Genomic DNA, 26,831 nt, shown 5'->3' with positions numbered 1-26,831 from the left:
GACGCTTGTGTTGTGGAACTAACGTGGAAAAATTGTCCTCTGTCCTCTGTCCTCTGTCCTCTGTCCTCTGTCCTCTGTCCTCTGTCCTCTGTCCTCTGTCCTCCGCCTCACCGTTCCACCGAAAGGCCATCTCGCAGCGCGCTCGGCGGCAGGTCGGTGACGGCGACGTAGATGTCGTCCCGGTCCCGCCAGAGCAGGACGTCGGTGCGGCCGGTGCGGCGGACGACCGGCGCACCGAGGTCGAGCTCGGCGTAGTCGTCGCGGGCGAGGGTGAGGCGGTCCGGGACCTGGTCGAGCAGGGCGTAGCTGTAGGCGAAGACGGCGACGTCGCGGCTGGTGCCGTCGGTGTAGAGGAAGACGGGGACCTCGACGGACGGGGCCGCCCGCGCCAGGGCGACGCCGCGCAGCGTGGCCGTCGAGAACGTAGGCACGCCGACGCGCCAGCCGAACTCGTCGCGCACGAACTGCTGCGCCTCGGCGGGGAGGTCGGTGTTGACCGCGAGCCGCAGCGTCCCGGCGGCCTCGACCGAGCGCGCGAGGACGCCGAGCGTCTCGGTCGTCTGGCTCGGGCGCGAGAGCATGTACCCGATCAGCCCGGCGGCGGCGATGAGGAGCAGGGCGAGGACGAGGCGCTGCACGAGCGGGCGCTTCGCGGGCTCGGGAGGGGCCTGCGGCGGCGGCAGGTCGTCCGGACCAGGCGGTGGAATGGCCGGCGGCTCGGGCGCGGGGTCGCGGAACGGCGTGGCGTCGGGCAGCCCTGCGGCGTCCGGCAGGTTCTCGTCTGGCAGGTCCGCTGCGCCGGGAACCGGCTCCGCTTCGCCGGACGGCGCGGTCGGCTCTGCCTCGGGCGAGGGCTCCGGCCAGCGCTCGGCGTCGGCCCCTCCGCCGTCGGGACGGGGCGGCAGCGCATCGGCGGAAGCGAGGGCGAACGGGAGCATAGCGCGGGGACCTGGAGGCGGGGCAAAATAGCACCAGGTGCCGGTCAGTCGCGGTCCCCGAACACGACGTTGACCGCGCTGCCTTTGTGGATGCTCAGCAGCGCCGCCGCGTCGCCGTCGCGCACCCCGACCTCGAGCCAGCCCGACGAGCCGACGAGCGCGACCGGCTCGCCGACCTCCACGTCGGCGTAGGTCTCCTCCAGCCCCGTCAGGATCGCCGAGCCGACGTAGCACTTGAGCGGGCGCCCGGCGCGGTGGGCCAGCAGCAGCGCCGCCGGAATGTTGGTGACGGCGTTGCCGAAGCGGTCGATGTGGGCGACCCAGCCCTGGAGCCCCTCGGCGTCGGCGCGGGCGCGGACCCAGTGGAGCCGCTGCAGCCCGTCCGTCCGCGAGCCGACCTCGCCGAGCGTGCGGCCCGAGGCGAGGTGCGCCGCGACGGGGGCGAAGATGTCGCGCCCGTGGAAGGTCCGGCTCGGCTCCGGCGTCCGCCAGAACGCCGGCCGGTCGAGGACGACGACGGCCTCGGGCTCGGCGGAGCCTGCCCCGGACGCCGATCCGGGGTCTAGCAGGAGCGAGAACAGTCCGTTGTCTGGCCCGACGAACAGGTGCCCCCCGATCCGCGCCGCAATCGGCCGGCGGGCCGTCCCCACGCCGGGGTCGACGACGGCGAGGTGGACCGTACCGTCCGGGAAGTACGGAGCCGCCTCGCGGAGCACGAAGGCCGCTCCCATCACGTCCTGCGGCGTCACGCCGTGCGACACGTCGACCGTGCGGAGGCCGGGCGCCACCGACAGGATGACGCCCTTCATCGCCGCCACGTAGGCGTCGTCGAGGCCGAAGTCGGTGGTGAGGGTGACGAGGGGCACGGTGGGGAGGGCAGGGAGGGCAGGGAGGGCAGGGAGGGCAGGGAGGGCAGGGAGGGCAGGGAGGGCAGGGAGGGCAGGGAGGGCAGGGAGGGCAGGGAACGAAAAGCCGAGAAAGGTACCGAGACCGCCGCGCCCTGCGCCAACGCCCATTCTCTCCTCGCCCTCCGTTCCCTCCACGCCGAACCATTTCTCCTTTTCCGCAGCCGCTCGGCACGCGGAGCCGAATCGCCCTATCTTGTTTCCCCAGCCAGCCCCCCGTCTCCATGCCTGCCGAGCGCCCCGACCTGCTCCTGTCCGACGCCGACGCGGCGCTCAGCGAGCGTCACCGGCGCGCCCTCCAGCAGTTCATCCTGCTCTGGGGCGAGATGGCGACCTACTGGGGCATCAACCGGACGATGGCCCAGATCCACGCCTTCCTCTACGCCGTCGAGCGCCCGCTCGACACCGACGAGATCATGGAGCGCCTCCAGATCAGCCGGGGCAACGCCAACATGAACCTCCGGTCGCTGGCCGAATGGAACCTCGTCCGCAAGGTCCACCAGATGGGCAGCCGCAAGGACTTCTACGTCGCCGAGAAGGACATCTGGAAGATCACGACGACGATCATCCAGGAGCGCCAGCGCCGCGAGATCAAGCCTGTCGAGAAGGCTCTCACCGACTGCATCGCGGAGATGGAGGCCGGCGAGGCCCTCTCCTCGGACGAGGCGCTCTTCCTCGAGCGGATGGAGAACATGCAGGAGTTCATACGGGTCTTCGACGAGTTCACCGAGGCTCTCCTGCCGTTCCTCCACGAGCGCAACGCCCGCAAGGTGCGAAAGCTCACCGGCTTCGCGGCCCGCCTCAGCCGCAAGAACAGCGAGGGCGATGCCTGAGCGTTCGGCCAAGACCACCGGCGACCTCGGCGAGGACCTCGCGGCAGACTTCCTCGAAGCGAAGGGCTACCGCGTGATCGAGCGCAACTACCGCTTCAACCGGGAGGAGGTGGACCTCGTCTGCTTCCAGCCCTACGAGGACTACACGCAGGGCGGCGAACTCGTCTTCGTCGAGGTCAAGGCGCGGCGTGGGCTGGGCTACGGCCGGCCCGAGGAGTCCGTGACGCGCGACAAGCAGAAGGCCATCATGCGCGTCGCCGAGGCCTACCTCCACGAGACTAAGCTCGAAGGGGCCCTTGTCCGGTTCGACGTGATCGCCGTGCTCTTCGGGCCCGGCGGGCCGGAGATCGAGCACTTCGAGAACGCGTTCGGGATGTTCGGATGACCTCGGCTGCCGTTGCTGCACCCCCGCCGGGGCGCCCGGCCCTCCTCGTCCACGGCGGGGCGTGGGACATCCCGCTCGGCGAAACGGCGGCCCACGTCGAGGGCCTGGCCGAGGCCCTCGCCCGCGGCCAGGCGCTGCTGGAGGCCGGGCCGTGGGCTCCTGTAGCTCGTCAGAAACACGACTCGCCTCGGCCGCTCGGGCGTCGCCGAGCGCCCCTCGTCAGCGCACCCGGCTTGATGGTACTTCCGCCAGGAGGCAACCGGTAGCTACCGTTCCAGCAGGATGTCCCGCCGCCCACGCCACACGCCCTGCGCGTCGCGGCGAAGCCTCACGATCCCCGTTCCGCCCCGCCGGTCGAACCCTGCCCGCACCGCCGGGGTGAGCAGCGAGTCGCCCGCGAAGACGATCTCGTCGATGGGGTACTCGCGCTCGGTCGGCGGCTGCACCGTCATGTGGATGCGAGCCGGTCCCGCCTCGTCAGCGGGCGGAGCCGGGCGGACGGTGGTGATCCGGTAGCGGCCCTGCGGGTTCGTGCGGAGCCACGACCGGAGCGCGCCGTGGCGCGGCCCGTTGCCCGTCGCGGCACCGGGCTGCGGATAGACCCCCTCGACGTCGGCGTGGTACGCGTAGACGAGCACGCCCGACGCGGGGCGCGTTCCGCCCGCCTCGTAGACTGTGCCGGTAATGACGAGGCGCTCGCCGTCCTCATCGGGACCGGCGATCGTCATGTCCCAGTCGAGGCCCTCCGGTGCCTCGTCCGCGCCGCACCACGCGCAGAGAGGCAGCGACGCGTCCTCTTCCGACACGTCTGCGCCGGGCGAACCGCAGCCGGTGCAGAGGAGAGCCAGAGCGATCAGCGAGCGAGCGGTCACAGCGCAGCAGGAAGAGCGAAGGAGGGGTGGATGCCCCTGGTATTCGGCCTAACGCAGCTCTTTCGTAAGCGTGCCAGGCAGCCGCCACGGCTCGGGGCGGACGTGCGACCACTCGAAACGGGGGACGAGCGTACGGGCAGAAACGGGCGCGGAGGACGCGGCCAAGCCGAGCGACTGCGCGAGCACACCGACGAGCGCCTCCGGTGCCACGCCCCGGTCGCGCAGGCTCCGCAGCGCCAGCGCTTCGTCGCGCTTCGAGAGCTTCTCGCCCTCGGCGTTGAGGACGAGCGGGAGGTGGGCGTAGGCCGGACGTGCCCCGCCGAGCGCCTCGATGAGCTGCACCTGCCGCGCGGTCGAGCCTAGCAGGTCGGCCCCGCGCACGACTTCGGTGATCCCCATCGCGAGGTCGTCCACGACGACAGCGAGCTGGTAGGCGTAGAGCCCGTCGCGGCGCTTGAGTACGAAGTCGCCCGTCGTCTCGCTGACGGTCTCCGAGACCGTGCCCTGGACGTAGTCCTCGAACGTCACCGCCCCCTCGGCGATGAGAAAGCGGAGTGCGGCGTCGGAGCCGTCCGCGCGGTTGAACCAGCCGGGGGCGAGGCCGGTCGGGCGGAGCGACGCGGGGTAGGGGGGTGAGCCGGAGGCCCCGTGCGGAGCCGAGGCGATAGCGCGGAGGTCCTTGCGCGAGCGGCGGCACGGGAACAGCCGCCCCGCCTCGGCCAGCTGCCGCAGCGCAGCCTCGTACAGCGCGTACCGCTCCGACTGCACGTACGGTGCATGCGGACCGTCGATGTCCGGTCCTTCGTCCCAGTCTAGCCCGAGCCAGCGCAGGTCGTCGAGCGCCGCCTCGGCCGTACCGGCGACCGCGCGCGGCGGATCCAGGTCTTCGATCCGCCACACGAACTGCCCGCCCTGGCTGCGTGCCGAGAGCCACGCCGCCAGCGCCGTCCGCGCGCTGCCGACGTGCAGCAACCCCGTCGGACTCGGCGCGAAGCGGCCGCGCGGCGTCCCAGGTAAGAGATTAGCGCGTGTGCTCACCAGGCTAGCAGGTCTACCACAGCGTCAGCAGATCATACTGCTGTATCTGCCGGTCGTCGGTTACCAGAGTCAGCCCCTCGTGACGCGCCTGGGCGACGAGCAAGCGGTCGAACGGGTCTTTGTGATGAGCGGGCAGCCCGGCTAACGCGTAGACGTGATCGAACGTCACGCTGAGCGGAAGAAAGCCGTTCTCCCGTAGCTCTTCTCCTATGAGTTCCGGTACCGTACCCGGGAGCGGTAGTTTGCCGAGGCTGACCTTGATCTGCATCTCCCAGGCACTCACCACGCTCAGAAACACGTCGTGCTTGGGGTCTTTGAGCGCGTCTCGAACGGTATCAGAGAGGGCACCCGCCTTCGCGTGCCACCAGAGCAGCGTGTGCGTGTCGAGGAGAAGCCTCATCCCTTGCCCAGCCAGAACGCATCGGGCAGCGGCGCGGTGAAGTCGTCCGGTACCTCGAAGCGTCCCTCGCCTAAACCAGGAGTGCGCTCGTCCTTCGGCTCGGGCACCGGCGAGAGGCGGTCGAGTTCTTCTTGCAGCGCGGCAGCGATGCGGTCCTGGTCGCGTGCCGGCAGCGCCTGCAGGCGGCGCAGCGTCTGTTCGAGAAGCTGGGTCATGGTGCTGTTTTCTGCTCTCACCGGAGAGCGCGGCAAGCGGTTCCGACCGATGCGTCAGCCGAGAAGAACCCCGGCAATGGTGGCCGTCATCAGGTTGGCGAGCGTCCCGGCAAGGACGGCGCGGAGGCCGAGCGAGGCGATCTCGCCCGTCCGCTCCGGTGCCAGCGGCCCGATCCCGCCGATCTGGATGCCGATCGACGACAGGTTGGCGAAGCCGCAGAGCGCGAAGGTCGCCATCACGATGGTCTTCGGCTGGAGGGTGCCGGCCCCAATCGCGTCGGCGAACTGGCTGTAGGCGACGAACTCGTTGGCGATCACCTTCGTCCCGAGGAACCCGCCGAAGGTCAGCAGGTCCGCGTTCGGCACACCGATGAGCCAGGCGACCGGGGCTAGCACCGTCCCGAGGATCGTCTCGAGGGTGATCTCCAGGCCGGCGAAGCCGAAGGCCCAGCCGATAATCCCATTGATGATCGCGATGAGCGCGAGGAAGGCGATCAGCATCGCGCCGATGTTGAGCGCGAGCTTCATCCCGTCGGCCGCCCCCGTCGCGGCGGCGTCGATAACGTTTTTGGGGCCGGCGTCTTCGATAGCCTCCTCGGCCGCGCCCAGCGCTTCGTCGCTGGAGGTCGCCGGGAGCGTGGCCTCGCCCGCATCGGTGTCGGGAACGGCATCGGCCGTGACCGGGCGCGTCTCGGGAATCAGAATCTTGGCGAGGACGAGCGCCGCCGGGGCCGCCATCACGCTCGCCCCGAGGAGCTGCTCGGCGAAGAGCTGCTGCCCGGCCTCGACCGCGATTCCCGTCACCGACGCGTAGCGCTCGCCGAGGAAGGCGACGTAGCTCGCCAGGACGCCGCCCGCGATCGTCGCCATCCCGCCCGTCATGACCGCCATCAGTTCGCTCCGCGAGAGGTTCTTGATGTAGGGCTTGATGACGAGCGGGGCCTCGGTCTGCCCGACGAAGATGTTGGCGCTCACGCTCAGGCTCTCCGGCCCGCTCGTCCCGAGCGCCCGGCGCACGACGTACGCCATCCCGCGCACCACGACTTGCATCACGCCGAGGTAGTACAGGATCGCCATCAGCGAGGCGAACACGACGACCGTCGGGAGGACGTAGGCGAAGAAGAAGAACCCGAGCGAGCCGTCGGCCCCCGGCGGCAGCCCGAGGCTCCCAAAGATGAATGTCGCCCCGACCTCGACCGCCGCGAGGAACTTGACGAACAGCCCGGCCACCCACGCGAACGCCGCCTTCGGCCACCCGAACGGGGCAAAGACCTCAGCCATCGCGTCGCCCTTGAGGATGACGACAGCGAAGAGGAGTTGGAGCAGCAGTCCGGCCCCAATCGTCCGCCAGTTAACGCTGCGGCGCGCGGAGGAAAAGGCGAAAGCGATGCCGAGGATGGCGGCGATACCGAGCAGACCCCGGAGGAGGGAGACGATGTCCATAGGCGCGGAAGAAAAGAAGCACCCGGCTCAGCCGGTGCCGAGCCGGGTGCAGAAACGGGGCAGCGCCCCGGAGCGGCCCCGTGGGACCGGGCCGCGCCAAGATATTCCCGCCGGAGGGATCGATGCGTCGGCGCGGCGGTGCGTTGTCGTAGGGGCGGGTTTGAAACCCGCCCCTACGATCCCGGCGACGGCTTAAGCGTCGCCGCGTCACCCACCAGCCCACACGTCGTTCGCCTCGTCGGTGTCCGGCAACACGCCGTCGGGGTCGAGGCGCACGGAGGTGAGGCGGCGCGGGCCGGGGAGGGCGACCTCGAACGTATCGGTCTTGAAGAAGGCCTCGACCGGAACGCGGACGCGCTCCGTCTGCCCGTCGGCGAATGTCACCTCCAGGTCCGCGGGCATCACGAGGCCGCCGCGGTTCTCGACGGTGACGACGGTGCCATCTCCCATCCGCTCGACGCTCGCAATCGCCTGGTCGAGCGTCTCAGTAGACATAAACCAGCCGCGCCAGAACCAGCTCAGGTCCTCGCCGGCTACGTCCTCGACGGTGCGGAAGAAGTCGGCGGGCTGCGGGTGCTTGTAGGCCCAGCGCTCGATATAGGCGCGGAACGCCGCGTCGAAGCGCTCCGGCCCGAGGACGGCATTGCGGAGCATCAGCAGCCCCTTGCCAGGCTTGCGGTAGGCGAGGAAGCCCAGCGACGGGCGGCGGATCTGGTCGGCCGGCGTCGCGACCGTCTGGTCCTGCATCGGGGGCGACTCCATGAGGGCGACGACCGTGTCGCGTCGCATCAGCCGGTTGACGCGGATCGTCGTTCCCTGGCCGAAGTGGGCGATGGAGGGGTCCTCGTTCTCGTCGTAGAAAGCGACGGCCGAGGACGTGTTCATGAACGAGACGAAGCCCTCGTCCATCCACGCGTGCCGCCGCTCGTCGGACCCGACCACCATCGGAAACCAGGTGTGGGCGATCTCGTGGTCGATCACCCCGAACAGGCTCTGCCCGCGCCGCCCGACGCCGGAGAAGTGCAGCATCGGGTACTCCATCCCGCCGACTACGCCCGCGACGGAGACCATGACGGGATAGGGGTAGGGCGTCCAGCGCGAGTTGGCGAGGACGGAGGCCCGCCCGAACCGCGTCGCCTCCTCCCAGCCGGGCTCGCTCGGGTCGTCGGAGACGCCCTCGGGTGGGTAGGCCGACATGACGAGCACGTCGCCTGCGTCGGTGGTGGCTCCGGCGGCGTCGACGATGAAGCGGTTCGAGGCGGCCCACGCCACGTCGCGGACGTTCTCGGCGCGGAAGCGCCACGTCGTCACCGCGCTCTTCTGCGGGTGCGCCCGACCGAGTTCATCGGGGGCGATGATGTAGACCCGCTCGGCGCTCGCGCCGGCCGCCTTGAGCCGGTCGCGCTGCTCGGTGGTCCAGACCTCTTCTGGGTTTTGCAGCGTGCCGGTGGCGACGACCGTGTAGGGCGTCGGGACGGTGATGGCGAGGTCGAAGTCGCCGTAGTTGAAGTAGAACTCGCCTTGTCCGAGGTAAGGGAGCGTGTTCCAGCCGCGCACGTCGTCGAAGACGGCCATCTGCGGGAACCACTGCGCGAGCTCGTAGACCATCCCGTCCTCGACCGCGAGCCGCCCCATCCGGTCGGCCCCGTACTCGGGCACGACGAAGCCCCACGCAATCCGAAGCTGGAGCTGCCCGCCGCCGGCCGCGAGCGGCTCGGCGAGGTCGATCCGCATCCGCGTGTCGTCGACGAGGTAGTTGGGCGTATAGGTCTCGCCGCCGTGGACGACCTCGACCGACCCGAGCGTCAGCCCGCCCTCGGCGAAGGCCCCGCGCCAGCGGCTGTCGGCCGGCGTCAGCGCCGCGCCCCGGCTGCCCTCGGCGAACAGGTTCTGCTCCAGGTAGAGCCAGAGGAAGCCGAGCGCCTGGGGGCTGTTGTTGGTGTACTTGATCGTCTCCTCGCCCGTGACGGTGTGGGTGTTGGGGTCGAGGCCGACGGCGATGTCGTAGTCGGCGCGCTGCTGCCAGTAGGCGGGGCCGGGCGTGCCCGAGGCCGTGCGGTATGCGTCCGGCGCGGGCAGGTCGAGCGGGGCGAAGAGGTCCGCATTCGTTGGCGGCGGAGCGTCCTGCGCAGCGGCAGGAAGAGCGAGGAGGCAGAGAGCGAGGAGAAGCGAGCGCATGGCGACGGGCTAGCGTAAAGTGGTCAGCGGAGTATAAAGCCTCACCAGCGTTTTGGCGTCAGGAGCGTCCCGAGCGAGGCGAGGACAGTGTTGTACAGGACGTACCCTGCGTCAAGCAACGGCTGCGCAAGCATCAGGTCGGCCTCGCCGAAGGTGCGTGCGGCGTCGCGGAGAACGACGCGCTGGAAGAGGAAGCGTCCGGCGAGCAGCCCGGCCCCCGTCCACCCGAGCACGAGCGGCGCGACCCAGACCAGCAGGTTCGACGCGTGGAAGACGACGAGGGCGGCCTGCGCGCCTCGGTCGTAGTACCGGCCCGCTGAGGTGTGGCGGAGCTTCTGCCGCGCCCACCGCCGCCACGAGCGCGGCGCTTCGCTCGGGACGAACGCGACCTCGTCGAAGACGTAGCGGACGGGGACGCCGTGGCGGTGCGCCTCCTGCACGAGCAGGTCGTCGTCGCCCGAGAGCGACTGCACCGAGTGCGCGAACCCGCCGACCTGCTCGAACACCGACGCGGGGTAGCTGAAGTTGCGCCCGACGGCCATGTACGGCCGCCCAAGCCCGACCGCTGCCGCCGTCGTGAGCGCGGTCACGAGGGTCTCGTAGCGGACGAAGGCGTTCAGCGCGCCCGGCTCGCGGCGGTACGGTCCGTAGCCGACGAGCACGGCCTCGGGCGTGGCGGCGTGGTGCGCGGCAAGCGTGCTGAGCCAGCCGGGCGGCGGCGTGCAGTCGGCGTCGGTGAAGGCGAGTAGGCCGTGGCGGGCTGCCGCGATGCCGAGTGTGAGGGCGTGCTTCTTTCTTGGATCCTGAGAGTCCGTCACCTGCACGAGCCGGAAGCGCGTATCCTGCGCCGCCTTTTCTTCCACAAGGGCTGCCGTGCGGTCTTCCGAGGCGTCGTCCACGACGAGCACCTCGAAGTCAGGATGGGTCTGCGCGGCGAGGGCGGCGAGCAGGTCCGGAAGCCGCTCTTCCTCGTCCCGCGCCGCGACGACGACCGATGCGGGCTGGAGCGCAGCGCCTGCGGCGATGGCCGTCTGGCGAGCGCGTCGGAACCCGAGGCCGAGCAGGAGCCAGCAGCCGACCTGCACGGCGCATGCGGCGGCGAAGAGGAGAAGCATAGCGGCACCGGGTAGGAGGCACGAAACGTACGGGTGCTGGCCGGTGTGCGTGGCCCGGGAGACCTGCGGGTTTAGCGAATAACGCACCCGATCTCTGCCTTATGTGCTGCGCAGGTTACCTCGGCCCAGCACGTCCGCAGTGTATCTTCGTGGCTGCTTTCACGTCCTGCCCTGTATGGCTGCCCCCTCATCGTCCCCTGCGCCCGTCGGCTTCCCGGACCTCGGTCGGTTCTGGACGCCGGCGAACGTGCTGACGCTCGCGCGGGGCGCGCTCGTGTGGCCGATTGCCCAGCTCGTCTACCAGGGCGGGCCGTTCGGGTGGCTGATGGGGCTGATCGGTTTCGCCATCGTCACCGACTTTCTGGACGGCAAGATCGCTCGCTGGAGCGGGACCGTCTCGGAGTGGGGCCGGGTGCTCGACCCGGCGACCGACAAGCTCGCGGCGGCGGCCGTGACGCTCGCGCTCGTCCTGCGCCCGGCGGAGTTCGGGCCGGCGCTGCCGGCGTGGTTCGTCGCCTGCGTGATCCTGCGCGACGCCGTGATCGCCGCCGGCGGGCTGATCCAGACCCGGAAGCTCGGCTACGTGATGATGAGCCTCTGGAGCGGGAAAGTGACCGTGACCGCCCTCGCCGTCACGATCCTCGCGGCGCTCCTGCGCGCCGACCCGCCCGTGCTGGACGCCTGCATCTGGACGACGACGGTGCTGCTGGCCTACTCACTCGCCCGCTACCTCCACCGCTTCGCGCTCGTCCTGCGCCTCGGCCCCGACGTGCCCGTGGACGAGCAGCACCGCGTCGTGACCGGGCGCCTCCCCGAAAACGTCGGCGAGGAGTCGAAAGACCAGGTCGCCGGATAGCCGACCGCTCCGTCACCGCCTCGCCCAATCACCCGATAGACATGGCCTTGTTCGGCTTCGGCAAGAAAGAGAAAGAGCAGGAGCGCCTCGAAGAGGGGCTCGAAAAGACCCGCACCAGCTTCTTCGGCAAGCTCACCCGCGCCGTCGCCGGCAAGGACCAGGTGGACGACGAGGTCCTGGACGACCTCGAAGAAGTCCTCGTCACGAGCGACGTCGGCGTCAAGACGACGGTCGACGTCATCCGCCGGATCGAGGCGCGCGTCAAGCGCGACAAGTACGTCTCGACGGGCGACCTGAACGGCATCATCCGCGAGGAGATCGCCGACCTCCTCCTCGCCACGGCCCCGGACCGGCCGGGAGATCCCGGATCGGAGTCCGGGACAGGCTTCGCCGCCCCGCTGCCGAACCACCCGCACGTCGTGATGGTGGTCGGCGTCAACGGGGTCGGCAAAACGACCTCGATCGGTAAGATCGCCAACCGCTACAAGGAGGCGGGCAAGTCGGTGCTCCTCGGGGCTGCCGACACGTTCCGCGCCGCCGCCGCCGAGCAGCTCGAAGTGTGGGCGACGCGGGCCGACGTGCCCATCGTCCGGCAGCACCACGGGGCCGACCCCGCCGCTGTCGCCTTCGACACGCTCGCCGCGGCCACCTCGCGCGGCTCGGACGTGGTGCTGATCGACACCGCCGGGCGGCTGCACACGAAGGGCGGGCTGATGGACGAACTGAGCAAGGTCAAGCGCGTCATGGACCGCCAGGTCTCCGGGGCACCGCACGAGGTCCTCCTCGTCCTCGACGCCTCGACCGGCCAGAACGCGCTCCGCCAGGCCGAGGAGTTCACCAAGAGCGTGGATGTCACCGGCCTCGTGCTCACCAAGCTCGACGGGACCGCCAAAGGGGGCATTGTGATTGGCATTTCCAACGAGTTCCAGATTCCCGTAAAGTATATCGGTGTCGGCGAGGGCATCGACGACCTCCAACTCTTCGACCGGCCCGCGTTCGTCGCCGCGTTGTTTGACTAGCGTGGGTGGTCTGGACCCGTCCGTTCGGAGGTCGTCTGCAACCGTTCGGCGTGGCAGGGAGACGGTAGGGCGCAGCCCCGCTTTGTTTTCTGCCGCCCCGTCGTCATATTTACCCTACGCCGGACCGCTTGCCCTGCGGGGTGCTCCCGGCAGTACCACCTTGCGGAACTCACCTGCGCGCGTATCATAAGCAGGGATCGCTCGCGATCCGGAAAAGCCGAACAGAGGCCGAAGCCTATGGGTTGCCTTGCCACAGACCGATGGATCCTCGCGCGCTGGGCCGCCTGCGCGCTTTTCGTCTCCCTCTGCTGGGCGACGCCCGAAGCCCACGCCCAGGAAGAGTACCGGAGCGGTCTCAGTGGCCGCGCGGCCTACCAGCCCGAGTTCGACGTGGACGCGGTGAGCGTCCGGGGCGAAGACGGACGCACGGAGACCCGCCTCGACGTTTACACCAAGGTGCCCTACCAGAGCCTGCGCTTTCTGAGCCAGGACAGCGGGTTCGGCGCGCGCTACAGCGTCTCGGTGGACATCTACCGGACCGACAGCGAGGGCAAGGTTCAGGGGCTCGTCCGCAGCCGGATGTGGGAGCGCACCGTCGACGCGCCCGAGTACGAGGTGACGCAGTCCGACACGCTCTACGACTACGCTACGCAGTCGCTCCGCCTCACACCGGGCACCTACGCGCTCGAAGTGCAGGTCGAGGACGCGGCCTCCAGCCGGACCTTCCTGCGCGAGCTTCCGCTCGACGTCCGCGCCTTCGACGCCCCCATATCGATGAGCGATCTCCTGCTCGCCGACCGCTACGACGCCGAGCAGCAGACCATCTTCCCCAACGTCTCGAACGCCATCGGCACCGACAGCGACGAGTTTACGCTGTTCTACGAGATCTACGCCGACCGGGAGCAGCCCCTCCAGGTCCACTACGAGGTGGTGAAGCAGAACCGGGAGCGCCGCCGTCCCGAAATCCTGCGCCCCCTCCTCGGCCTCCCGACGAAGGAGAGCGAGGAGCGCGACCCGGACTTCCGAACTACCGAGACGCTCACCGTCCAGCCCGGCCGCAACCCTGCCACCCTGACGCTCGAGACCGACCCGTTCGGCTCGGGCAATTATATGTTCACCGTCCGTCTCGAAAGCGAAGCCGGCGTGGTCGTGGCGGCGGCGTCGAAGGCGTTCACGGTCCGCTGGATGGGCCTCGACGAGCAGATCGCGGACCTCGAAAGCGCCGTCGCGCAGCTCCGCTACATCGCCAAAGACCGCGACCTCCGGGCGATCCGCAACGCCGAAACCTCGGAGGAGCAGTTCCGCGCCTTCGAGAGCTTCTGGGAGAAGCGCGACCCCACGCCCGGCACGCGGCGCAACGAGCGCATGGAGGAATACTACTTCCGCGTCTCGTTCGCCAACCGTAACTACGGCCGCTTCGAGGACAACGGCTGGAACACGGACCGGGGCGAGGTCTTCATCCGCTTCGGCGAGCCGGACTTCGTCGAGCGCCACCCGTTCAGCTACGGCGACAAGCCCTACCAGGTGTGGTACTACAACCGCATCGGCCGCCGCTTCATCTTCGTCGACGACACGGGCTTCGGCGACTTCGAACTGCTGGTCCCGATCTGGGACGAGCGGACGCGGATGTAAGTCCTGAGTAGGGGCTTGATTAATCAAGCCCCTACCCGATTAACCTGAGCCCTGCGCCCGCACCGGCGTGGGGCGTATTTTTTGGCGCAGTTTCCGCCAATCACCCCACGCACTCCGCCATGCCTGCGCCTCGAATCGTCTTCATGGGCACGCCCGACTTCGCCGTCCCATCGCTCGACGCGCTCGTCGAGGCCGGGATGCCGCCGGTGGCGGTCGTCACGGTGCCGGACCGGGCGCGGGGGCGCGGGCAGCAGGTGCAGCCCTCGGCCGCCAAGCGCGCCGCCGAGCGCCACGGGATCGACGTGCTCCAGCCCGACGACCTGCGCGACCCCGCCTTCGCCGAGGCCCTGGGTGCGCTGGAGCCAGACATTATCGCGGTCGTCGCGTTCCGCATCCTCCCGCCCGAAGTCTACGGTGTGGCTCGGCAGGGGGCGTTCAACCTCCACGCATCGCTCCTGCCGCAGTACCGGGGCGCGGCCCCGATCAACCGCGCCATCATGGCCGGCGAGATCGAGACCGGCGTGACGACGTTCCTGCTCCAGCCCAAAGTCGACACCGGTGACACGCTCCTGATGCGGCGTCTCGGGATTGGGCCGGACGAGACAGCGGGCGAACTGCACGACCGCCTCGCGGCGCTTGGGGCCGAGGTCGTCGTCGAGACCGCCGAGCACCTCGCCTCGGGCACGGCCGAGGCGCTGAGGCAGGACGAGGCCCGGGTCAGCTACGCGCCCAAGCTCTTCCGCGAGGACACCGAGATCGACTGGTCGCGCCCGGCGGCCGCGGTCCACAACCTCGTGCGTGGCCTCTCGCCCTACCCGGCCGCGTGGACGACGCACGGCGACACGCTCCTGAAGCTCTACCGGACGTGCCCCGCGAAGGGCTCGGGCGAGCCGGGCGAGGTGATCGAGGCCGAGGGCGAGTGCCTCGTCGTCGCCTGTGGCGAGCGGGCGGTCGAGGTGCTGGAGCTCCAGCGCGAAGGCAAAGCGAAAATGAGCGCCGAGGAGTTCCTGCGCGGCTACAGCTTCCGCCCCGGCGAACGACTTGGGTGAGGAGGCTCTCGGCTGTCAGCCCTCAGCCTGTAGGTTGCGCCGCCAAAAGCCAAAAGCCAAAAGCCAAAAGCTGCCCCTATGACCGAAGCAGACATCACCGAACTCTCCGAGCGGATCGAGCGCGAGAGCGCGTTCGCCGAGGCGCTCGTGGCCGAGGTGCACCGCGTGGTGGTCGGGCAGCACGAGCTCATCGAGCGCCTGGTGATCGGCCTGCTCAGCGGCGGGCACGTCCTGCTTGAAGGCGTCCCCGGCCTCGCCAAGACGCTGACCGTCTCGACCCTGGCGCGGGCCATCTCGGCGAGCTTCCAGCGCATCCAGTTCACCCCCGACCTCCTCCCGGCCGACCTCCTCGGCACGCTCGTCTACAACCAGCAGGAGGCCGACTTCTTCATCAAGCAGGGCCCCATCTTCGCCCACCTCATCCTCGCCGACGAGATCAACCGCGCCCCGGCGAAGGTCCAGAGCGCGCTCCTCGAGGCGATGCAGGAGCGCCAGGTGACGATCGGCGAGTCGACGTTCCCGCTGGAGGAGCCGTTTCTGGTCCTCGCCACGCAGAACCCGGTGGAGCAGGAGGGGACCTACCCACTACCCGAGGCGCAGGTGGACCGCTTCATGCTGAAGGTGGTCGTGGACTATCCGACGCGGGACCAGGAGCTCGAGATCATGCGCCGGATGGCGGCGCACGGGGCCGTGCCCGAGGCGCAGCCCGTCGTCGAGCCGCAGCAGATCCTCCGCGCCCGCTCCGTCCTCGCCGACCTTTACGTGGACGAGCGCGTCGAGGGCTACATCGTGGACCTCGTCCTGGCCACGCGCGAGCCGGCGCGCTACCGGCTCGCCGAGGCCGCCACGCTGATCGCCTACGGGGCCTCGCCGCGTGCCTCGATTTACCTCAACCGGGCGGCGCGCGCCCACGCGTTCCTCCAGCGCCGGGCCTACGTCACGCCCGAGGATGTGCGCGCCGTCGCGCTCGACGTGCTCCGCCACCGCGTCAGCGTGACCTACGAGGCCGAGGCCGAAGAGGTGACCTCGGAGCAGCTCGTCCGCCAAATCCTCGACACCGTCGAAGTCCCATGAGAAGGACGAGTGACGAACGACGAGCTACGAACGGTGGCTCTGGGCACGCACTCGTCGCTCGTCATTCGCAACTCGTCGCTCGCCATGCGCAGTCCTGAGCCGTTCAAGAAAGAGTCGATCTCCGTCGCGTTCCTCGTAGAGCAGCTCCGCGAACTGCTCAGGGTGGACGTCGAGGCGGTCAACGAGGTCGACGCCTCGGAGCGCGTCGTGGTCGAGAGCAGCCTGAACCGGCCGGGCCTCGCGCTCGCGGGCTACACCGACCTCTTCACGCACGAGCGCGTCCAGGTGCTCGGCAACACCGAGTGCCAGTACCTCGCCCACCTCGGCGCGGACGCCCGGCGCGCCGCGTTCGGCCGCCTCGTGCAGTTCGGCATCCCATGCCTGTTCATGACCGAGAGCAACGGGCTCCCCGCCGACCTCGTCGAGATGGCGACCGACGCGGGGATCCCCGCCTACTCGACCCCAGTGCCCTCGACCGAGTTCATGCACCACCTCCGCGACTTCCTCGAGGACCAGTTCGCGCTCCAGCAGACCGTCCACAGCTCGCTCGTGGACGTCTACGGGATCGGCCTGCTGCTCGTCGGCAAGAGCGGGATCGGGAAGTCCGAGGTCGCCCTCGACCTCGTCGAGCGCGGGCACCGGCTCGTGGCCGACGACGTGGTGGTGGTGACGAAGAAGAGCGAGGGCGTGCTGATGGGCTCGGGGACGGAGCTGACGCAGCACTTCATGGAGATCCGCGGCCTCGGGATCGTCGACGTGCGGGCCATGTTCGGCATCCGGGCGATCCGGTTCCAGAAGCGCGTCGAGGTGGTGGTGGCGATGGAGGTGTGGGACCCCGACCAGGAATACACGCGCATCGGCATGGTCGATGCGTCGCGCGAGATCCTCGGCGTGCCGCTCCCGCTCGTCCGGCTCCCGATCGTGCCGGGCAAGAACATGACCGTCATCTGCGAGGTGATCGCGATGAACCACCTCCTGCAGCACTACGGCTACGACCCTGCCCAGGTCTTCGCCCGCCGCCTCGCCGACCGCATCCGCTCAAAGGAAGCGGGCGACCCCGAGGGCAGCCCCGCCCGCCCGCGCCGCAACACCGAGTGGTTCGAGCACGACACGGAGTAGATGTGCTGCGCACGCCGGTCTGTCTGGCGTGGGGAGAGTGGGGAGAGCCAAGAAAAGGCGACCAGGTTACCGAGACCCTCGCGCTCTGCGCCAACGCTCATCCCTCCCATTCCCTTCATTCCTCCCACGCCCTCACACCGCGCGCCGAAGGCGCACCTCCGCACGGGCGATATCTCTTGCGAAGTTTCCGTCCTACCCGTTCCGCCGGTTGACTGGTAGCGGTTGACCTGGATATATTGTCCTCGCAGGCTTTCCCGATGCGAGGAGTAAAGTTTCCCCCGACGGCGCTCCGCCCTGTGGACAGCACTTCGGGCTTGGTTGTTGCCAATCGCGAGATTGACGTAGCGAGACGCCAGCCCCCACCGCGCCGCGACCTGCATCTTCGTGCTGAGCACACGTCCGCATCACGTGTGCTCAGCACGGAGAGCGAGCCTCCCCACCACAACCTCTCATCCGCTCGCCGTACATGTCCAAGAACAGCTACTACTACTACGACCACGAGGCGTGCACCTTCGTGGAAGTCCAGCCTCAGCGTCGTAGGTTCTTCCTGCAGTCGGCCGTCGTGCTGGCCCTCGCCATCGTCTTCGCCGGGGCCGGGATGTGGGCGGTCTACGAGACGAGTTCGACGCCGAAGGAGGTCGCGCTCGCGCAGGAGAACGAGGCCCTCCAGGAGCAGCTCAAGGCCAACGGCGAGCGCTTCAGCGCCCTCTCGGAGCGCCTCGACGACCTTGCCGAGACGGACCGCGACCTCTACCGCACCATCTTCCAGGCCGACCCGATCTCGGACGAGGTCCGGCAGGTCGGCGTCGGCGGCGCGGACGTGAGCACCTTCGACGGGTTCAGCGAGACGGCCGGCGAACTGCTCCAGGAGAACGAGTCGACGCTCGACAAGCTCGAGCGCCAGGTGTCGCTTCAGCGCACGAGCTACGACGAACTGCTCACGCTCGCCTCGCAGCGCGCCGAGGCGATCCCGCAGATGCCTGCCATCCTCCCGACCTCCGGCCCGCTCACCTCCGGCTTCGGGATGCGCCGCCACCCGATCCACCGCGTCTACAAGATGCACGCGGGCGTGGACTTCTCGGTCCCCGTCGGCACGGAGATCTACGCCACCGGCGATGGCATCGTCGAGTTCGCCGGCGTCAGTTCTGGCTACGGCTACAACGTCCGCATCCGGCACCCGAAGGTGAAGCGCGTTACGCTCTACGCCCACCTCTCGCGGATTCCCGAGGGCGTCCGCCCCGGCGTCGCCGTCGAGCGCGGCGACGTGATCGGGATCAGCGGCAACACGGGGCTCTCCACGTCGCCGCACCTCCACTACGAGATCCGCCGCATGGGCAGCGACGAGGCCGTCAACCCGGTCTACTCGTTCGCGCCGGGCGTGAAGCCGTCCGAGTACCAGGCGCTCGTGCAGACCGCCGAGAGCGAAGCGATGCCGCTCGACTGACCGGCGAGGCCAGAAACGCTTTCAGCGGGGCGGGCGCACAGAGCGCTCGCCCCGATTTTTTACTCTGGCCTGCGGGCTCCGGCCCGAGATTGCAGGAACCTCCGGGCGTGGGTTGCTTTTGGCCTCCAACTAGCTTTATCGTGCGGTGCCGCGCCACCCCACCGGCGCAGCCCCTGCCGCACCTTCCTGGCTTTCTCTATGTACTGGACTCTGGATCTCGCAGCGCATCTCGAAGATGCCCCCTGGCCGGCGACCAAAGAAGAACTCATCGACTACTGCGACCGCACCGGTGCGCCCCTCGAAGTCAGGCAGAACCTGATCGAGATGGAGGACGACGGCGAGCCGTACGAAAGCATCGAGGAGATCTGGCCCGACTATCCCGTCAACAACGACGACTTCTACTACGAGGACGAGTAGCCGTCCCCGGGTAGCCGTCCCCGGGCTCCTCGCCTGCCCCCGTGCGACGCCTCGCCCTCGGCCTTCTGTGGTGCCTCCTCGCTGCGTCGTCCGCCCGCGCGCAGACGGACCCGCTCCGCGTCGCCTCCGTCCGGCTCTCCGGCGACCTCGATCCGTTCGACGACGAGGAGGTGCGCGCGCTCCTGCGGACGCAGCCCAACCGGGAGTTTCTCGGCTTGCCTGGGGTCACGCCGGGCCTCTGGATCCACCAACTCGGTGCTGCCGGCACGCTCGGCGGTGCGCTCTCCGGAGCGTTCCTGCGAAGCGGAGAACCGCCCGCTGACCTCGACCTCGACCTGGTGGAGGCGGACCGCACCCGGCTCGAACTGCTCTACCGCCAGGCCGGCTACCGGAGCGCGCTCGTCGCTGCGCGCGTCGACACGCTCTCGGCGGAGCGGGCCGACGTGCGGTTTGAGATCGACCGGGGGCCGCCGAGCCTGATCGCGTCGGTGCGCTACGAGGGACTGGACGGACTCGGGGCCGACGCCCAGGGCCGGCTGGCCCGCACCACGCGCCTCCGGCTGGTAGGTGTTCGGAACGCCGACACGCTCGCCTTCGCCGCGCGCGGCCAGCGTCTGTCCGAGCCGGACTTGCTGGACGAGCGCCGCCGCCTGCTCGCGTTCCTGCGCGACGAGGGGTTCGCCGGGATCACGCGCGACTCGGTCCGCGCCGTAGCCTTCGCCGTGGACTCGCTGCGCTTCGACGTCGCCTTCCGGGTGAGCACGGGACCGCGCTACGACTTCGGCGACGTGTGGTTTGAGGTGAGAGGGCCGGAGACGGATCCCGCGCGGGCGGACACGCTGCGCGTAGGCGACGGGACGGTCGTGTCGGCGTACAGCGGGGAGGGGGTGCTGGAGACGCGCCTGCTCGCCCGTTCGCTCCAGTTCCAGCCGGGGGCCTCGTACAGCCGCAGCGACCTGCTGGCGACGAAGCGGCGGCTGGAGCGCACCGGCGTCTTCTCGTTCACCGAGGTCGCACCCGTCGCCGCCGGCGGTGTCAGCACCGACACCGTCCCACGCCTGGGGCACCGGATCGAGCTGCGCACGCGGCGGCGGCACAGCCTGCGCTTCGAAGGCTTCGTGCTGCAGCGCACGCCCATTTTGCCCTCCGACGACGCGGGCATCAGCGACAGCGAGCTCGGCATCGGGATCGGCTCGTCGTACCGCAACGCCAACCTCTTCGGCGGAGCCGAAGCCTTCGCCGTCCGCCTCAGCGGCTCGGTAGCCGGTGCCATCGACATCGACGAGGCGCTCGGCTCGTGGCAAGCTGAGGCGGCGACCTCGCTGACGTACCCGTACCTCATCTTCCCGTTCGGTTTCGCCGAGCGGGCGCTGCGGCCGTTCGACGCCCGGACGCGGCTCTCGCTCGGGTTCCTCACCGCACGGCAGCAGGAGCTTGGCATCCTCATCCGGGGCCGCGCCTCGGCGGGGCTGCGCTTCACCGTCCAGCACAGCCCCTCGCTCACCTCGCTGCTCGACCTCGTCGACCTCCGGCTCTCCGACCCTGACACGTTCGGGGACTTCGAGGACAACTTCCTCGACTCCATCGAGGACCCGGTGGTGCGCGCCGCCATCCTCAACGACTATACCGAGCCCCAGATCAACAACGCGCTCCGCTACACGCTCCGCGCGACGACCGCCGACCTCTTCCGCCGCGACCAGGGGTACGCCCGCGACGCCGCGCTCGAAGTGGGGGGCAACCTCTCGTACCTCCTCGACCGGTTCGTCTTCACGCCTGACACGCTGGAGGGTGCGCTGCCGGGGCTGCCCGTGCTCGGTGGAGGCAACGAGCTCACCTACCGGCCCTACGCACGCGCCATCGGCGACGTGCGCGAGTACCGCCCGGTTGGCCGGCTCTCGACGGTTGCCGCCAAGGCCATCGTCGGGTTCGCCCACCCGACCGGGACGCCGGACACGGTGCCGTTCGACCGCCGGTTCTACGCCGGCGGGGCGAGCAGCGTGCGCGGCTGGCGGCTGGGGCGGCTGGGGCCGGGGAACGTGTCGAGCGGCGACGCCTTCGCGCAGGGCGGCGAGGTCAAGCTGGAGGTGGGGATGGAGTTCAGGACGCTGCTGCTGCGCCAGCTCTTCGCCGCCGACTGGTCGCTCGCGCTCTTCTCCGACGCCGGCAACGTCTGGCTCGGCCCCCGAAACCCGAGCTCGGCAGGGCGCTTCCGGTTCGACTCCTTCGCGCGCGAGATCGCCGTGGGTGCCGGGGTGGGGCTGCGCGTGGCGTACGAGTTCCTGATCGTCCGCTTCGACCTGGCGTGGCAGGTCCGCTCACCTAACCCAGACGACCCGCTCTTTCCCGCCGGGAACGAGCCGCAGTTCTACTTCGGGATCGGTCAAGCCTTTTGAACCCTCCCGGCGCGAGGATCGGCTCAGGCGCAGAACCTATTCCCGAGCGGCAGCTACCATGTGCGTCTCCCCCTCGGAACTATGACGTCCCTGCCTCCACCTCCGGCCCAGAAGCCCACGCGTCCGAAGAAGGGTGCGACGCTCGATCTCAAGATCGAGAAGTTCGCCGACCGGGGCAAGTCGCTCGCGCGCCTGAACGGGTACGTCGTGTTCGTGGCGGGCGCGGTGCCGGGAGACACGGTCCGGGCGCGGCTCTTCAAGCGCAAGCGCGGCTTCGGCGAGGCGCGGATCGTGGAGGTGCTCGAGGAGAGCCCGCTCCGCACCGACCCGCGCTGCGAGTACTTCTGGGGCTGCGGCGGCTGCAAGTGGCAGCACGTCGAGTACCCTGCCCAGCTCGAAGCCAAGCGGCAGAGCGTGGCCGAGGCACTGGCCCACGCCGGCGGATTCGAGGGCGTCGAAGTGCGCCCGACCATCGGGGCCGAAGAGAAATACTACTACCGCAACAAGATGGAGTTTTCCTTCTCGGCGCAGCGCTGGTTGACCGACCGCGAGATCGCCTCCGGCGAGACGTTCGACCGCGACTTCGCGCTCGGCCTCCACGTCCCCGGCCGGTTCGACAAGGTGCTCGACCTCTCGGCGTGCTACCTCCAGAGCGCGTGGAGCGCCCGCCTCGTCAACGCCACGCGCGCGCTCGCCAAGCGGTGCGGGTGGGCACCCTGGGACGTGCACAAGAAGACCGGCTACCTCCGCCACCTCGTCCTCCGCACGCCCGAGCATACCGGCGAGAAGATGGTTAACCTCGTCACCAACGGCTACGACGAGGCGCGCGTCGCCGAGTACGCCGGTCTTCTGCGGGCTGAGTTTCCCGAAGCGACGACGTTCGTCAACACCGTCAACACCGGCGTAGCGCAGACCGCCCTCGGCGAGGCGATGCACACCGTATTCGGCTCCGGCATCGTCCACGACCGGATCGGCGATCACACGTTCGAGATCGCGCCGAACGCGTTTTTCCAGACCAACACGCGCCAGGCGGAGGTGCTCTACGCTGTTGCCGCCGCCTTCGCCGAGTTCACGCCGGACGACCTCGTCTACGACCTCTACTGCGGGGCCGGGACGATCTCGCTCTTCGTCGCCGGCCAGGTCCGCCGCGTCGTCGGGGTGGAGCTCGTCGAGGCGGCCGTGCAGAACGCGAGGGCGAACGCGGCGGCCAACGGCGTGGACAACTGCACGTTCGTGACGGGCGACATGATGAAGCTCTTCACGCCGGACTTCGTCGCTTCGCACGGGCGGCCGGACGTGCTGATCGTGGACCCGCCGCGCGCCGGGCTGCACCCGAAGGTCGTCGAGCAGATCGGGGCGCTCCGGCCCGAGCGGTTCGTCTACGTGAGCTGCAACCCGCAGTCGCAGGCCCGCGACCTCGCGCCGCTGAGGGCGCACTACCGGATCGAAGCCGTGCAGCCCGTCGACCTCTTCCCGCACACGCACCACGTCGAGAACGTCGTCAGCCTGCGCGCGGTGTAGCGTATGTTACCGGCATGAATCCTGACGACGCCCGCATCGACCGTACTGCGTTCCAGGTCTTCTCGTCCTTCGAGGAGGCCGAGGAGGCCAACCGTCGCTACTGGTGGAGCCAAGCCCCCGGCGAACGTCTCCGTCACGTAGAGATGCTACGCCGGATCAACTATGGAGATCGAGCTACCGACCGACTTCAGCGCGTTCTTGAAATCGCTGAGCGACCACCGCGTTGAGTACCTCCTTGTCGGGGGCTACGCTGTCGCCCGGCACGGATACCCTCGCGCTACGAACGACATGGACGTGTGGGTGCGAATGGACGCCCAGAACGCAGAGCGCATCGTCGCGGCACTCGGAGACTTCGGCTTTGGGGTGTCTGAGCTGAGGGCTGACGCTTTTCTCAGCAAGCGGAGTCTCATCAGGATGGGCTACGAGCCGCTGCGGATCGAGATAATGACGACGGTCTCCGGGGTCACTTTCGAGGAGTGCTGGCCGGAGCGCGTCGAAGACGAATGGGACGGGGTGCCCGTCACGGTCATCGGGCTAGCGTGCCTCAAGAAGAACAAGCGCGCCAGCGGGCGACTCAAGGACCTGGCCGATCTAGAGGAGTTACCCTGAGCGGGCTCGCTAGCCGCCGATCAGCACGCCGCCGAGGTCGAACTCGTCAACAGCGGTGTCATCGTCGGGTGCTATCGAGGCCGGGGCAGACCGCTCGGCCGGAGCAGGCTCCGAGGCCGGTAGCTCGACCACGAAGAGGCTGCCGCCCTCTGGCGCATTCTCAGCCCACACTCGGCCGCCGAGCAGCTCAGCGACGCGCTGCACAATCGACAGGCCGAGGCCGCTCGACGACTCGCCCCCCGTAGGCCGAGCCGAGAGCCGCTGAAACTTGCCGAAGAGCTTGTCGAGGTCGTCCTGGGTGAGCCCAGGCCCTTCGTCCCGGACCGAGAAGCGGACCGAGCGCGCGCCGCCAGCGTCCTGGCTGCAGCTGACGCCGATCCAGATGTGCTTGCCCGAGGGGGTGAACTTCACGGCGTTGCTGACGAGGTTGTCGAGCACTTCCTGGAGCCACGCCGGGTCCGCCTGCGCGAACGGCGTCTCGGTGCTCGTTTCGACAGCGATTCGCTGGTCCTTCCGTTCCGCAGCGGCCTGGAACCGGCCCGCCGCCGCGCGGGCAGCCGCGGCCATGTCGACCGCCTGAAGCTCGATGTTGAGCGTGTCGCTGTCGAGTGCTTCGGCGTCGAGGAAACGGAGGACGAGGGCCAGCATCTGCTCGGCGGCGTCCTCGACGAGCGTGACGAACTCCTGCTGCGGAGCGTCGGGGGGCAGTTCCATCTTCAGGAGCTTGGCGATCTCGTGGACCCCGTTGAGCGGGTTCTTGAGGTCGTGCGCTACCATGTGCATGAGGTGGGACTTCAACTCACTGGTCTCGGCCAGCCGGTGGTTGGCCTCGCGCAAGTCTGCCGTGCGGGCCTCGACGAGGCGTTCCAGCGCGCGCTGCCGCGCCACGAGGTAGCGCACGCGGAGGAGGTAGAGCAGGTACAGCAGCCCGGTGAGGCCGAGCAGCGCCGGCCCGAGGAACCAGAGCGACTGGTAGAAATGAGGCTCGATCTCGAAGGCGAGGCTCCGGGTTTCGCTGACGCGCCCGTCCTCATCTACGGCTTGCACGCGGAAGGTGTAGGGGCCGGGGGGCAGGTTCGTGTAGAAGGCCTCGTGCCGTCCCTCGCCCTCGGTCCACCCCGCGTCGACGCCGTCCAGGCGGTAGCGGTAGCGCAGGCGCTCTGGGGCGACGAAGCGCGGCGCGGCAAAGCGGAAGTGGTACCGGCTGCCGCCGGGCGGAAGCAGCAAGGGACCACCAATCGAAGCGGAGGTGCCGTCAACGAGGAAGGCGTCGAGGTGGGGCGCGGGCACAGGGAGCGCCGCCATGTCCTCGGGCCGGAGGCTGATGACGCCCTCTGTCGTCGGGAGCCACAGGGTCCCGTCGGCGCTGTGCCAGCCGGCGGGCTGCACGCCGCCGTTGAACTCCAGCGTGCGCTGGCCCGTGACGCGCCCGTAGGAGATCGACGCGACCGTCACGTCCTGGCCGCGTGCCGCAGCGGTCAGCGAGGACTTGGGAACGCGGAACAGGCCGCGGTTAGACGACAGCCAGAAGGTGCCCGCCTCGTCTTCGAAGAGGTGCAGCACCTCGTCACTGTAGAGCCCGTCGTCGGTGGTGAACGTGTGGACCGCCCCGCCCTCGATGCGGGCGAGACCGCCTAGCAGGCCGGCCCAGACTACACCCTCGCCGTCGACGTAGAGCGACAGCACGAGGTCGCTCGGCAGGCCGCTGGCCTTCGTGGTCTGCCGGACGACGGTCTCGCCGCAGAGCGTGTTCAGTCCTCCGTCGTAGGTCCCGACGAGCAGGCACCCGGCGGCGTCCTCGGCGACGACCGTGATGAGGTTGCTCGACAGGCCGTCGTCGGTCGTAAACGTTGTGAAGCGGCGCTCTGCGCCAGGGTTGTAGCGGACGAGGCCGCCCCCGGTCCCGATCCACAGCGTGCCGCTGCGGTCTTCGTAGAGCGCGTAGACGGAAGGGCTGGGTAGCCCGTCGTCGGTGGTGTAGGTGCTGAACTGGCCGCTGGCGTACTGGACGAGGCCCGCACTGTGCGTGCCCGCCCAGAGGGTCCCGTCCTGGGTTCCGCGGACGGCGATGATGCGGCTGCTCGGCAACCCGTCGCCCACCGCGAAGTTCGTGAACTGCCCCTGGTCGAACCGGCTCAGACCGCCCTCGGTGCCGATCCAGAGCGCGCCGCCGGGGTCCTCGTAGACGGACCAGACGTAGGAGTCGGCCAGGCCCTCCGAGGAGGAGTACAGCGTCAGGCCGCTGTCGCGGAGGCGGCCCAGCCCGCCGCTGTCAGTCCCGACCCATAGGTTGCCCCTCGCCGTCGAGGTGAAGCGCGCCGACCTTCCCGTCGGGGAGGTCGCCCCCGGCGGAGAGGGCGCTGAAATCGCCCTGGTAGAAACGTGCCAGCCCGCCATCCGTGCCGCCGAGCCAGACGCTGCCGCGCGCATCGGCGGCGACCGTGCGGAGGTCGGGCATGGGCAGCCCGTCAGCGGAGCCGAAAGTCGTGAACCGGCTGCCGTCGTAGCGGGCGAGGCCGCGCTCGGTCGTGATCCAGAGTGTGCCGTCGGGGGCGAGGGCGAGGCCTGTCAGCGGCGCGTCGGGCAGCCCATCGGCCCCGGTAAGCGTGGTGAAGGTGCCGCCGGAGTCATTGGACGAGCGGGTATAGCGGACCAGGCCCTCCGTCTGCATGGCGATCCAGACGCTGCCGTCGGCACCGACCGCGATGTCCATCACGGCGTCCTCCGGTACGCCCTCGGTGAGCGAGAAGGCCTCGGTGCCGTCTTCCGTCATCCGGCCGAGCCCGCCATCGAAGGTCCCGATCCAGAGGGCGTCGCGGGCGTCGGAGGCGAGCACGCTGACCCGGCTGCCCGGCAGGCCCTCGACGGGGGCCGTGAAGGCGCTGCCGCCTAGCTGCGCGCGCGCCGGGTCGAGCGCGACGAGGCCGCCGTAGGTACCGACCCACAGGGTCCCGTCCCGGTCCTCGTGCAGTGCCGACACGAATGAACTCGGCAGGCCCTCGTAGCCCAGGAACTCGACGCCGTCGAAGCGGGCGAGGCCCTCCTGGGTACCAACCCACAGGAAGCCGTCTGCGGTGCGTCGGACGGCCGTGACGCTGTTCTGCGGTAGACCTTCGTCCACTGTCCACACGTCGAGCACGTACTGGGTCAGCGCGTGCGCAGGGTCGAGGCCCGGTGACGGCTGCGCCTGGCTAGGCGAGCCGGTCCACAGCGCTGCGAGCAAGCCCCACAGCAGGACCTGAGCGCACGGCTGGGCCCTATCCCAGCGGCGGAGGCGGGACGCAGGCAGGGCCGGGCGCGACAGGCGAAGAAGGTACACGAAACGAAGGGACAGAGTCCGCTACACAGGCATGAGTTACGTATCGACGCCGAGCCG

25 protein-coding genes are annotated in these 26,831 nt (G+C 69.4%); 14 read left to right on the top strand and 11 right to left on the bottom strand.

Features of this window, described 5'->3' with window-relative positions; all coding sequences use genetic code 11:
- Positions 1-107: 107 nt before the first annotated feature.
- A complete protein-coding gene (locus AAGI91_02400; GenBank protein MEM1041456.1) occupies positions 108-938 on the bottom strand; it encodes a hypothetical protein in 831 nt (276 codons plus the stop codon).
- A 44-nt stretch (positions 939-982) separates the two neighbouring features.
- Entirely contained in the window at positions 983-1,804 is an 822-nt protein-coding gene (locus AAGI91_02395; protein ID MEM1041455.1) for an SAM-dependent chlorinase/fluorinase, read from the bottom strand.
- 263 nt (positions 1,805-2,067) lie between these two features.
- Here AAGI91_02395 and AAGI91_02390 point away from each other — a divergent pair, with 263 nt between their 5' ends.
- The 3 genes from AAGI91_02390 to AAGI91_02380 are packed head-to-tail and all read left to right on the top strand — an operon-like array spanning position 2,068 to position 3,327.
- Positions 2,068-2,676, top strand: coding sequence for a hypothetical protein (locus AAGI91_02390; protein ID MEM1041454.1), 609 nt, complete (start codon positions 2,068-2,070; stop codon positions 2,674-2,676).
- The gene (locus tag AAGI91_02385; protein MEM1041453.1) at positions 2,669-3,061 is read left to right on the top strand and encodes a YraN family protein; all 393 of its coding nucleotides are present in this window, start codon (positions 2,669-2,671) and stop codon (positions 3,059-3,061) included. Before AAGI91_02390 ends, AAGI91_02385 begins: the two co-directional genes overlap by 8 nt.
- The gene (locus tag AAGI91_02380) at positions 3,058-3,327 is read left to right on the top strand and encodes a hypothetical protein (protein MEM1041452.1); all 270 of its coding nucleotides are present in this window, start codon (positions 3,058-3,060) and stop codon (positions 3,325-3,327) included. The genes AAGI91_02385 and AAGI91_02380 overlap by 4 nt, the downstream gene beginning before the upstream one ends.
- Here AAGI91_02380 and AAGI91_02375 read toward each other — a convergent pair whose 3' ends face one another.
- The 7 genes from AAGI91_02375 to AAGI91_02345 form a co-directional block, all read right to left on the bottom strand.
- Complete coding sequence (locus tag AAGI91_02375; protein MEM1041451.1) at positions 3,328-3,933, bottom strand: intradiol ring-cleavage dioxygenase; 606 nt, start codon at positions 3,931-3,933, stop codon at positions 3,328-3,330.
- A gap of 48 nt (positions 3,934-3,981) precedes the next feature.
- The gene (gene gluQRS / locus AAGI91_02370) at positions 3,982-4,971 is read right to left on the bottom strand and encodes a tRNA glutamyl-Q(34) synthetase GluQRS (GenBank protein ID MEM1041450.1); all 990 of its coding nucleotides are present in this window, start codon (positions 4,969-4,971) and stop codon (positions 3,982-3,984) included.
- A gap of 13 nt (positions 4,972-4,984) precedes the next feature.
- On the bottom strand, positions 4,985-5,371 hold the full coding sequence (locus tag AAGI91_02365; protein ID MEM1041449.1) for a type II toxin-antitoxin system VapC family toxin: 387 nt from the start codon (positions 5,369-5,371) through the stop codon (positions 4,985-4,987).
- On the bottom strand, positions 5,368-5,586 hold the full coding sequence (locus AAGI91_02360) for a prevent-host-death protein (protein ID MEM1041448.1): 219 nt from the start codon (positions 5,584-5,586) through the stop codon (positions 5,368-5,370). Before AAGI91_02360 ends, AAGI91_02365 begins: the two co-directional genes overlap by 4 nt.
- Before the next feature lie 54 nt (positions 5,587-5,640).
- Positions 5,641-7,029: a nucleoside transporter C-terminal domain-containing protein gene (locus AAGI91_02355; GenBank protein ID MEM1041447.1), complete on the bottom strand. Its 1,389-nt coding sequence runs from the start codon at positions 7,027-7,029 to the stop codon at positions 5,641-5,643.
- Between the two features lie 207 nt (positions 7,030-7,236).
- Complete coding sequence (locus AAGI91_02350) at positions 7,237-9,207, bottom strand: M1 family metallopeptidase (protein MEM1041446.1); 1,971 nt, start codon at positions 9,205-9,207, stop codon at positions 7,237-7,239.
- Positions 9,208-9,248: 41 nt separating this feature from the next.
- Positions 9,249-10,322: a glycosyltransferase gene (locus AAGI91_02345; GenBank protein ID MEM1041445.1), complete on the bottom strand. Its 1,074-nt coding sequence runs from the start codon at positions 10,320-10,322 to the stop codon at positions 9,249-9,251.
- Between the two features lie 175 nt (positions 10,323-10,497).
- Here AAGI91_02345 and AAGI91_02340 point away from each other — a divergent pair, with 175 nt between their 5' ends.
- From AAGI91_02340 to AAGI91_02290, 11 genes are all read left to right on the top strand, one after another.
- Positions 10,498-11,178, top strand: coding sequence for a CDP-alcohol phosphatidyltransferase family protein (locus AAGI91_02340; protein MEM1041444.1), 681 nt, complete (start codon positions 10,498-10,500; stop codon positions 11,176-11,178).
- Between the two features lie 41 nt (positions 11,179-11,219).
- Positions 11,220-12,197 carry a signal recognition particle-docking protein FtsY gene (gene ftsY / locus AAGI91_02335; protein ID MEM1041443.1) on the top strand — a complete coding sequence of 326 codons (978 nt, stop codon included), beginning with the start codon at positions 11,220-11,222 and terminating at the stop codon, positions 12,195-12,197.
- 237 nt (positions 12,198-12,434) lie between these two features.
- On the top strand, positions 12,435-13,829 hold the full coding sequence (locus AAGI91_02330; protein MEM1041442.1) for a GWxTD domain-containing protein: 1,395 nt from the start codon (positions 12,435-12,437) through the stop codon (positions 13,827-13,829).
- Between the two features lie 119 nt (positions 13,830-13,948).
- A complete protein-coding gene (gene fmt, locus AAGI91_02325) occupies positions 13,949-14,878 on the top strand; it encodes a methionyl-tRNA formyltransferase (GenBank protein ID MEM1041441.1) in 930 nt (309 codons plus the stop codon).
- A 78-nt stretch (positions 14,879-14,956) separates the two neighbouring features.
- On the top strand, positions 14,957-15,952 hold the full coding sequence (locus tag AAGI91_02320) for a MoxR family ATPase (GenBank protein MEM1041440.1): 996 nt from the start codon (positions 14,957-14,959) through the stop codon (positions 15,950-15,952).
- 84 nt (positions 15,953-16,036) lie between these two features.
- Positions 16,037-17,071 (top strand): HPr(Ser) kinase/phosphatase, encoded by a 1,035-nt coding sequence (gene hprK, locus AAGI91_02315; GenBank protein ID MEM1041439.1) that lies wholly within the window; start codon positions 16,037-16,039, stop codon positions 17,069-17,071.
- Between the two features lie 466 nt (positions 17,072-17,537).
- Positions 17,538-18,515, top strand: a complete 978-nt coding sequence (locus AAGI91_02310) for a M23 family metallopeptidase (GenBank protein ID MEM1041438.1) — start codon at positions 17,538-17,540, stop codon at positions 18,513-18,515.
- Between the two features lie 198 nt (positions 18,516-18,713).
- The gene (locus AAGI91_02305; GenBank protein ID MEM1041437.1) at positions 18,714-18,932 is read left to right on the top strand and encodes a DUF2795 domain-containing protein; all 219 of its coding nucleotides are present in this window, start codon (positions 18,714-18,716) and stop codon (positions 18,930-18,932) included.
- A 41-nt stretch (positions 18,933-18,973) separates the two neighbouring features.
- Positions 18,974-21,325, top strand: a complete 2,352-nt coding sequence (locus AAGI91_02300; GenBank protein MEM1041436.1) for a BamA/TamA family outer membrane protein — start codon at positions 18,974-18,976, stop codon at positions 21,323-21,325.
- 81 nt (positions 21,326-21,406) lie between these two features.
- A complete protein-coding gene (rlmD, locus tag AAGI91_02295; GenBank protein ID MEM1041435.1) occupies positions 21,407-22,846 on the top strand; it encodes a 23S rRNA (uracil(1939)-C(5))-methyltransferase RlmD in 1,440 nt (479 codons plus the stop codon).
- A 162-nt stretch (positions 22,847-23,008) separates the two neighbouring features.
- Positions 23,009-23,455 carry a hypothetical protein gene (locus AAGI91_02290; protein ID MEM1041434.1) on the top strand — a complete coding sequence of 149 codons (447 nt, stop codon included), beginning with the start codon at positions 23,009-23,011 and terminating at the stop codon, positions 23,453-23,455.
- Positions 23,456-23,464: 9 nt separating this feature from the next.
- On the opposite strand, the gene AAGI91_02285 is transcribed toward AAGI91_02290, so the two are convergent.
- Together AAGI91_02285 and AAGI91_02280 are read right to left on the bottom strand one after the other, a co-directional pair.
- The gene (locus AAGI91_02285) at positions 23,465-25,666 is read right to left on the bottom strand and encodes an ATP-binding protein (protein MEM1041433.1); all 2,202 of its coding nucleotides are present in this window, start codon (positions 25,664-25,666) and stop codon (positions 23,465-23,467) included.
- A gap of 61 nt (positions 25,667-25,727) precedes the next feature.
- On the bottom strand, positions 25,728-26,774 hold the full coding sequence (locus AAGI91_02280) for a two-component regulator propeller domain-containing protein (protein ID MEM1041432.1): 1,047 nt from the start codon (positions 26,772-26,774) through the stop codon (positions 25,728-25,730).
- Between the last annotated feature and the right edge of the window lie 57 nt (positions 26,775-26,831).

The organism is Bacteroidota bacterium (assembly GCA_038746285.1).
Classification (GTDB): Bacteria; Bacteroidota; Rhodothermia; order Rhodothermales; family JANQRZ01; genus JANQRZ01.
Note: the sequence above shows the minus strand (reverse complement) of the source record. Positions and strands in the feature narration are given on the sequence as shown.

Excerpts from the sequence above, each read along its gene's own strand:
- AAGI91_02365 (MEM1041449.1), bottom strand. The coding sequence starts at position 5,371 with ATGAGGCTTCTCCTCGACACGCACACGCTGCTCTGGTGGCACGCGAAG.
- AAGI91_02400 (MEM1041456.1), bottom strand. The coding sequence starts at position 938 with ATGCTCCCGTTCGCCCTCGCTTCCGCCGATGCGCTGCCGCCCCGTCCC.
- AAGI91_02350 (MEM1041446.1), bottom strand. The coding sequence starts at position 9,207 with ATGCGCTCGCTTCTCCTCGCTCTCTGCCTCCTCGCTCTTCCTGCCGCT.
- AAGI91_02330 (MEM1041442.1), top strand. The coding sequence starts at position 12,435 with ATGGGTTGCCTTGCCACAGACCGATGGATCCTCGCGCGCTGGGCCGCC.
- AAGI91_02360 (MEM1041448.1), bottom strand. The coding sequence starts at position 5,586 with ATGACCCAGCTTCTCGAACAGACGCTGCGCCGCCTGCAGGCGCTGCCG.
- AAGI91_02345 (MEM1041445.1), bottom strand. The coding sequence starts at position 10,322 with ATGCTTCTCCTCTTCGCCGCCGCATGCGCCGTGCAGGTCGGCTGCTGG.
- fmt (MEM1041441.1), top strand. The coding sequence starts at position 13,949 with ATGCCTGCGCCTCGAATCGTCTTCATGGGCACGCCCGACTTCGCCGTC.
- AAGI91_02290 (MEM1041434.1), top strand. The coding sequence starts at position 23,009 with ATGGAGATCGAGCTACCGACCGACTTCAGCGCGTTCTTGAAATCGCTG.
- AAGI91_02385 (MEM1041453.1), top strand. The coding sequence starts at position 2,669 with ATGCCTGAGCGTTCGGCCAAGACCACCGGCGACCTCGGCGAGGACCTC.
- AAGI91_02355 (MEM1041447.1), bottom strand. The coding sequence starts at position 7,029 with ATGGACATCGTCTCCCTCCTCCGGGGTCTGCTCGGTATCGCCGCCATC.
- AAGI91_02380 (MEM1041452.1), top strand. The coding sequence starts at position 3,058 with ATGACCTCGGCTGCCGTTGCTGCACCCCCGCCGGGGCGCCCGGCCCTC.
- hprK (MEM1041439.1), top strand. The coding sequence starts at position 16,037 with ATGCGCAGTCCTGAGCCGTTCAAGAAAGAGTCGATCTCCGTCGCGTTC.
- AAGI91_02320 (MEM1041440.1), top strand. The coding sequence starts at position 14,957 with ATGACCGAAGCAGACATCACCGAACTCTCCGAGCGGATCGAGCGCGAG.
- AAGI91_02390 (MEM1041454.1), top strand. The coding sequence starts at position 2,068 with ATGCCTGCCGAGCGCCCCGACCTGCTCCTGTCCGACGCCGACGCGGCG.
- AAGI91_02305 (MEM1041437.1), top strand. The coding sequence starts at position 18,714 with ATGTACTGGACTCTGGATCTCGCAGCGCATCTCGAAGATGCCCCCTGG.
- rlmD (MEM1041435.1), top strand. The coding sequence starts at position 21,407 with ATGACGTCCCTGCCTCCACCTCCGGCCCAGAAGCCCACGCGTCCGAAG.
- ftsY (MEM1041443.1), top strand. The coding sequence starts at position 11,220 with ATGGCCTTGTTCGGCTTCGGCAAGAAAGAGAAAGAGCAGGAGCGCCTC.
- AAGI91_02310 (MEM1041438.1), top strand. The coding sequence starts at position 17,538 with ATGTCCAAGAACAGCTACTACTACTACGACCACGAGGCGTGCACCTTC.
- AAGI91_02340 (MEM1041444.1), top strand. The coding sequence starts at position 10,498 with ATGGCTGCCCCCTCATCGTCCCCTGCGCCCGTCGGCTTCCCGGACCTC.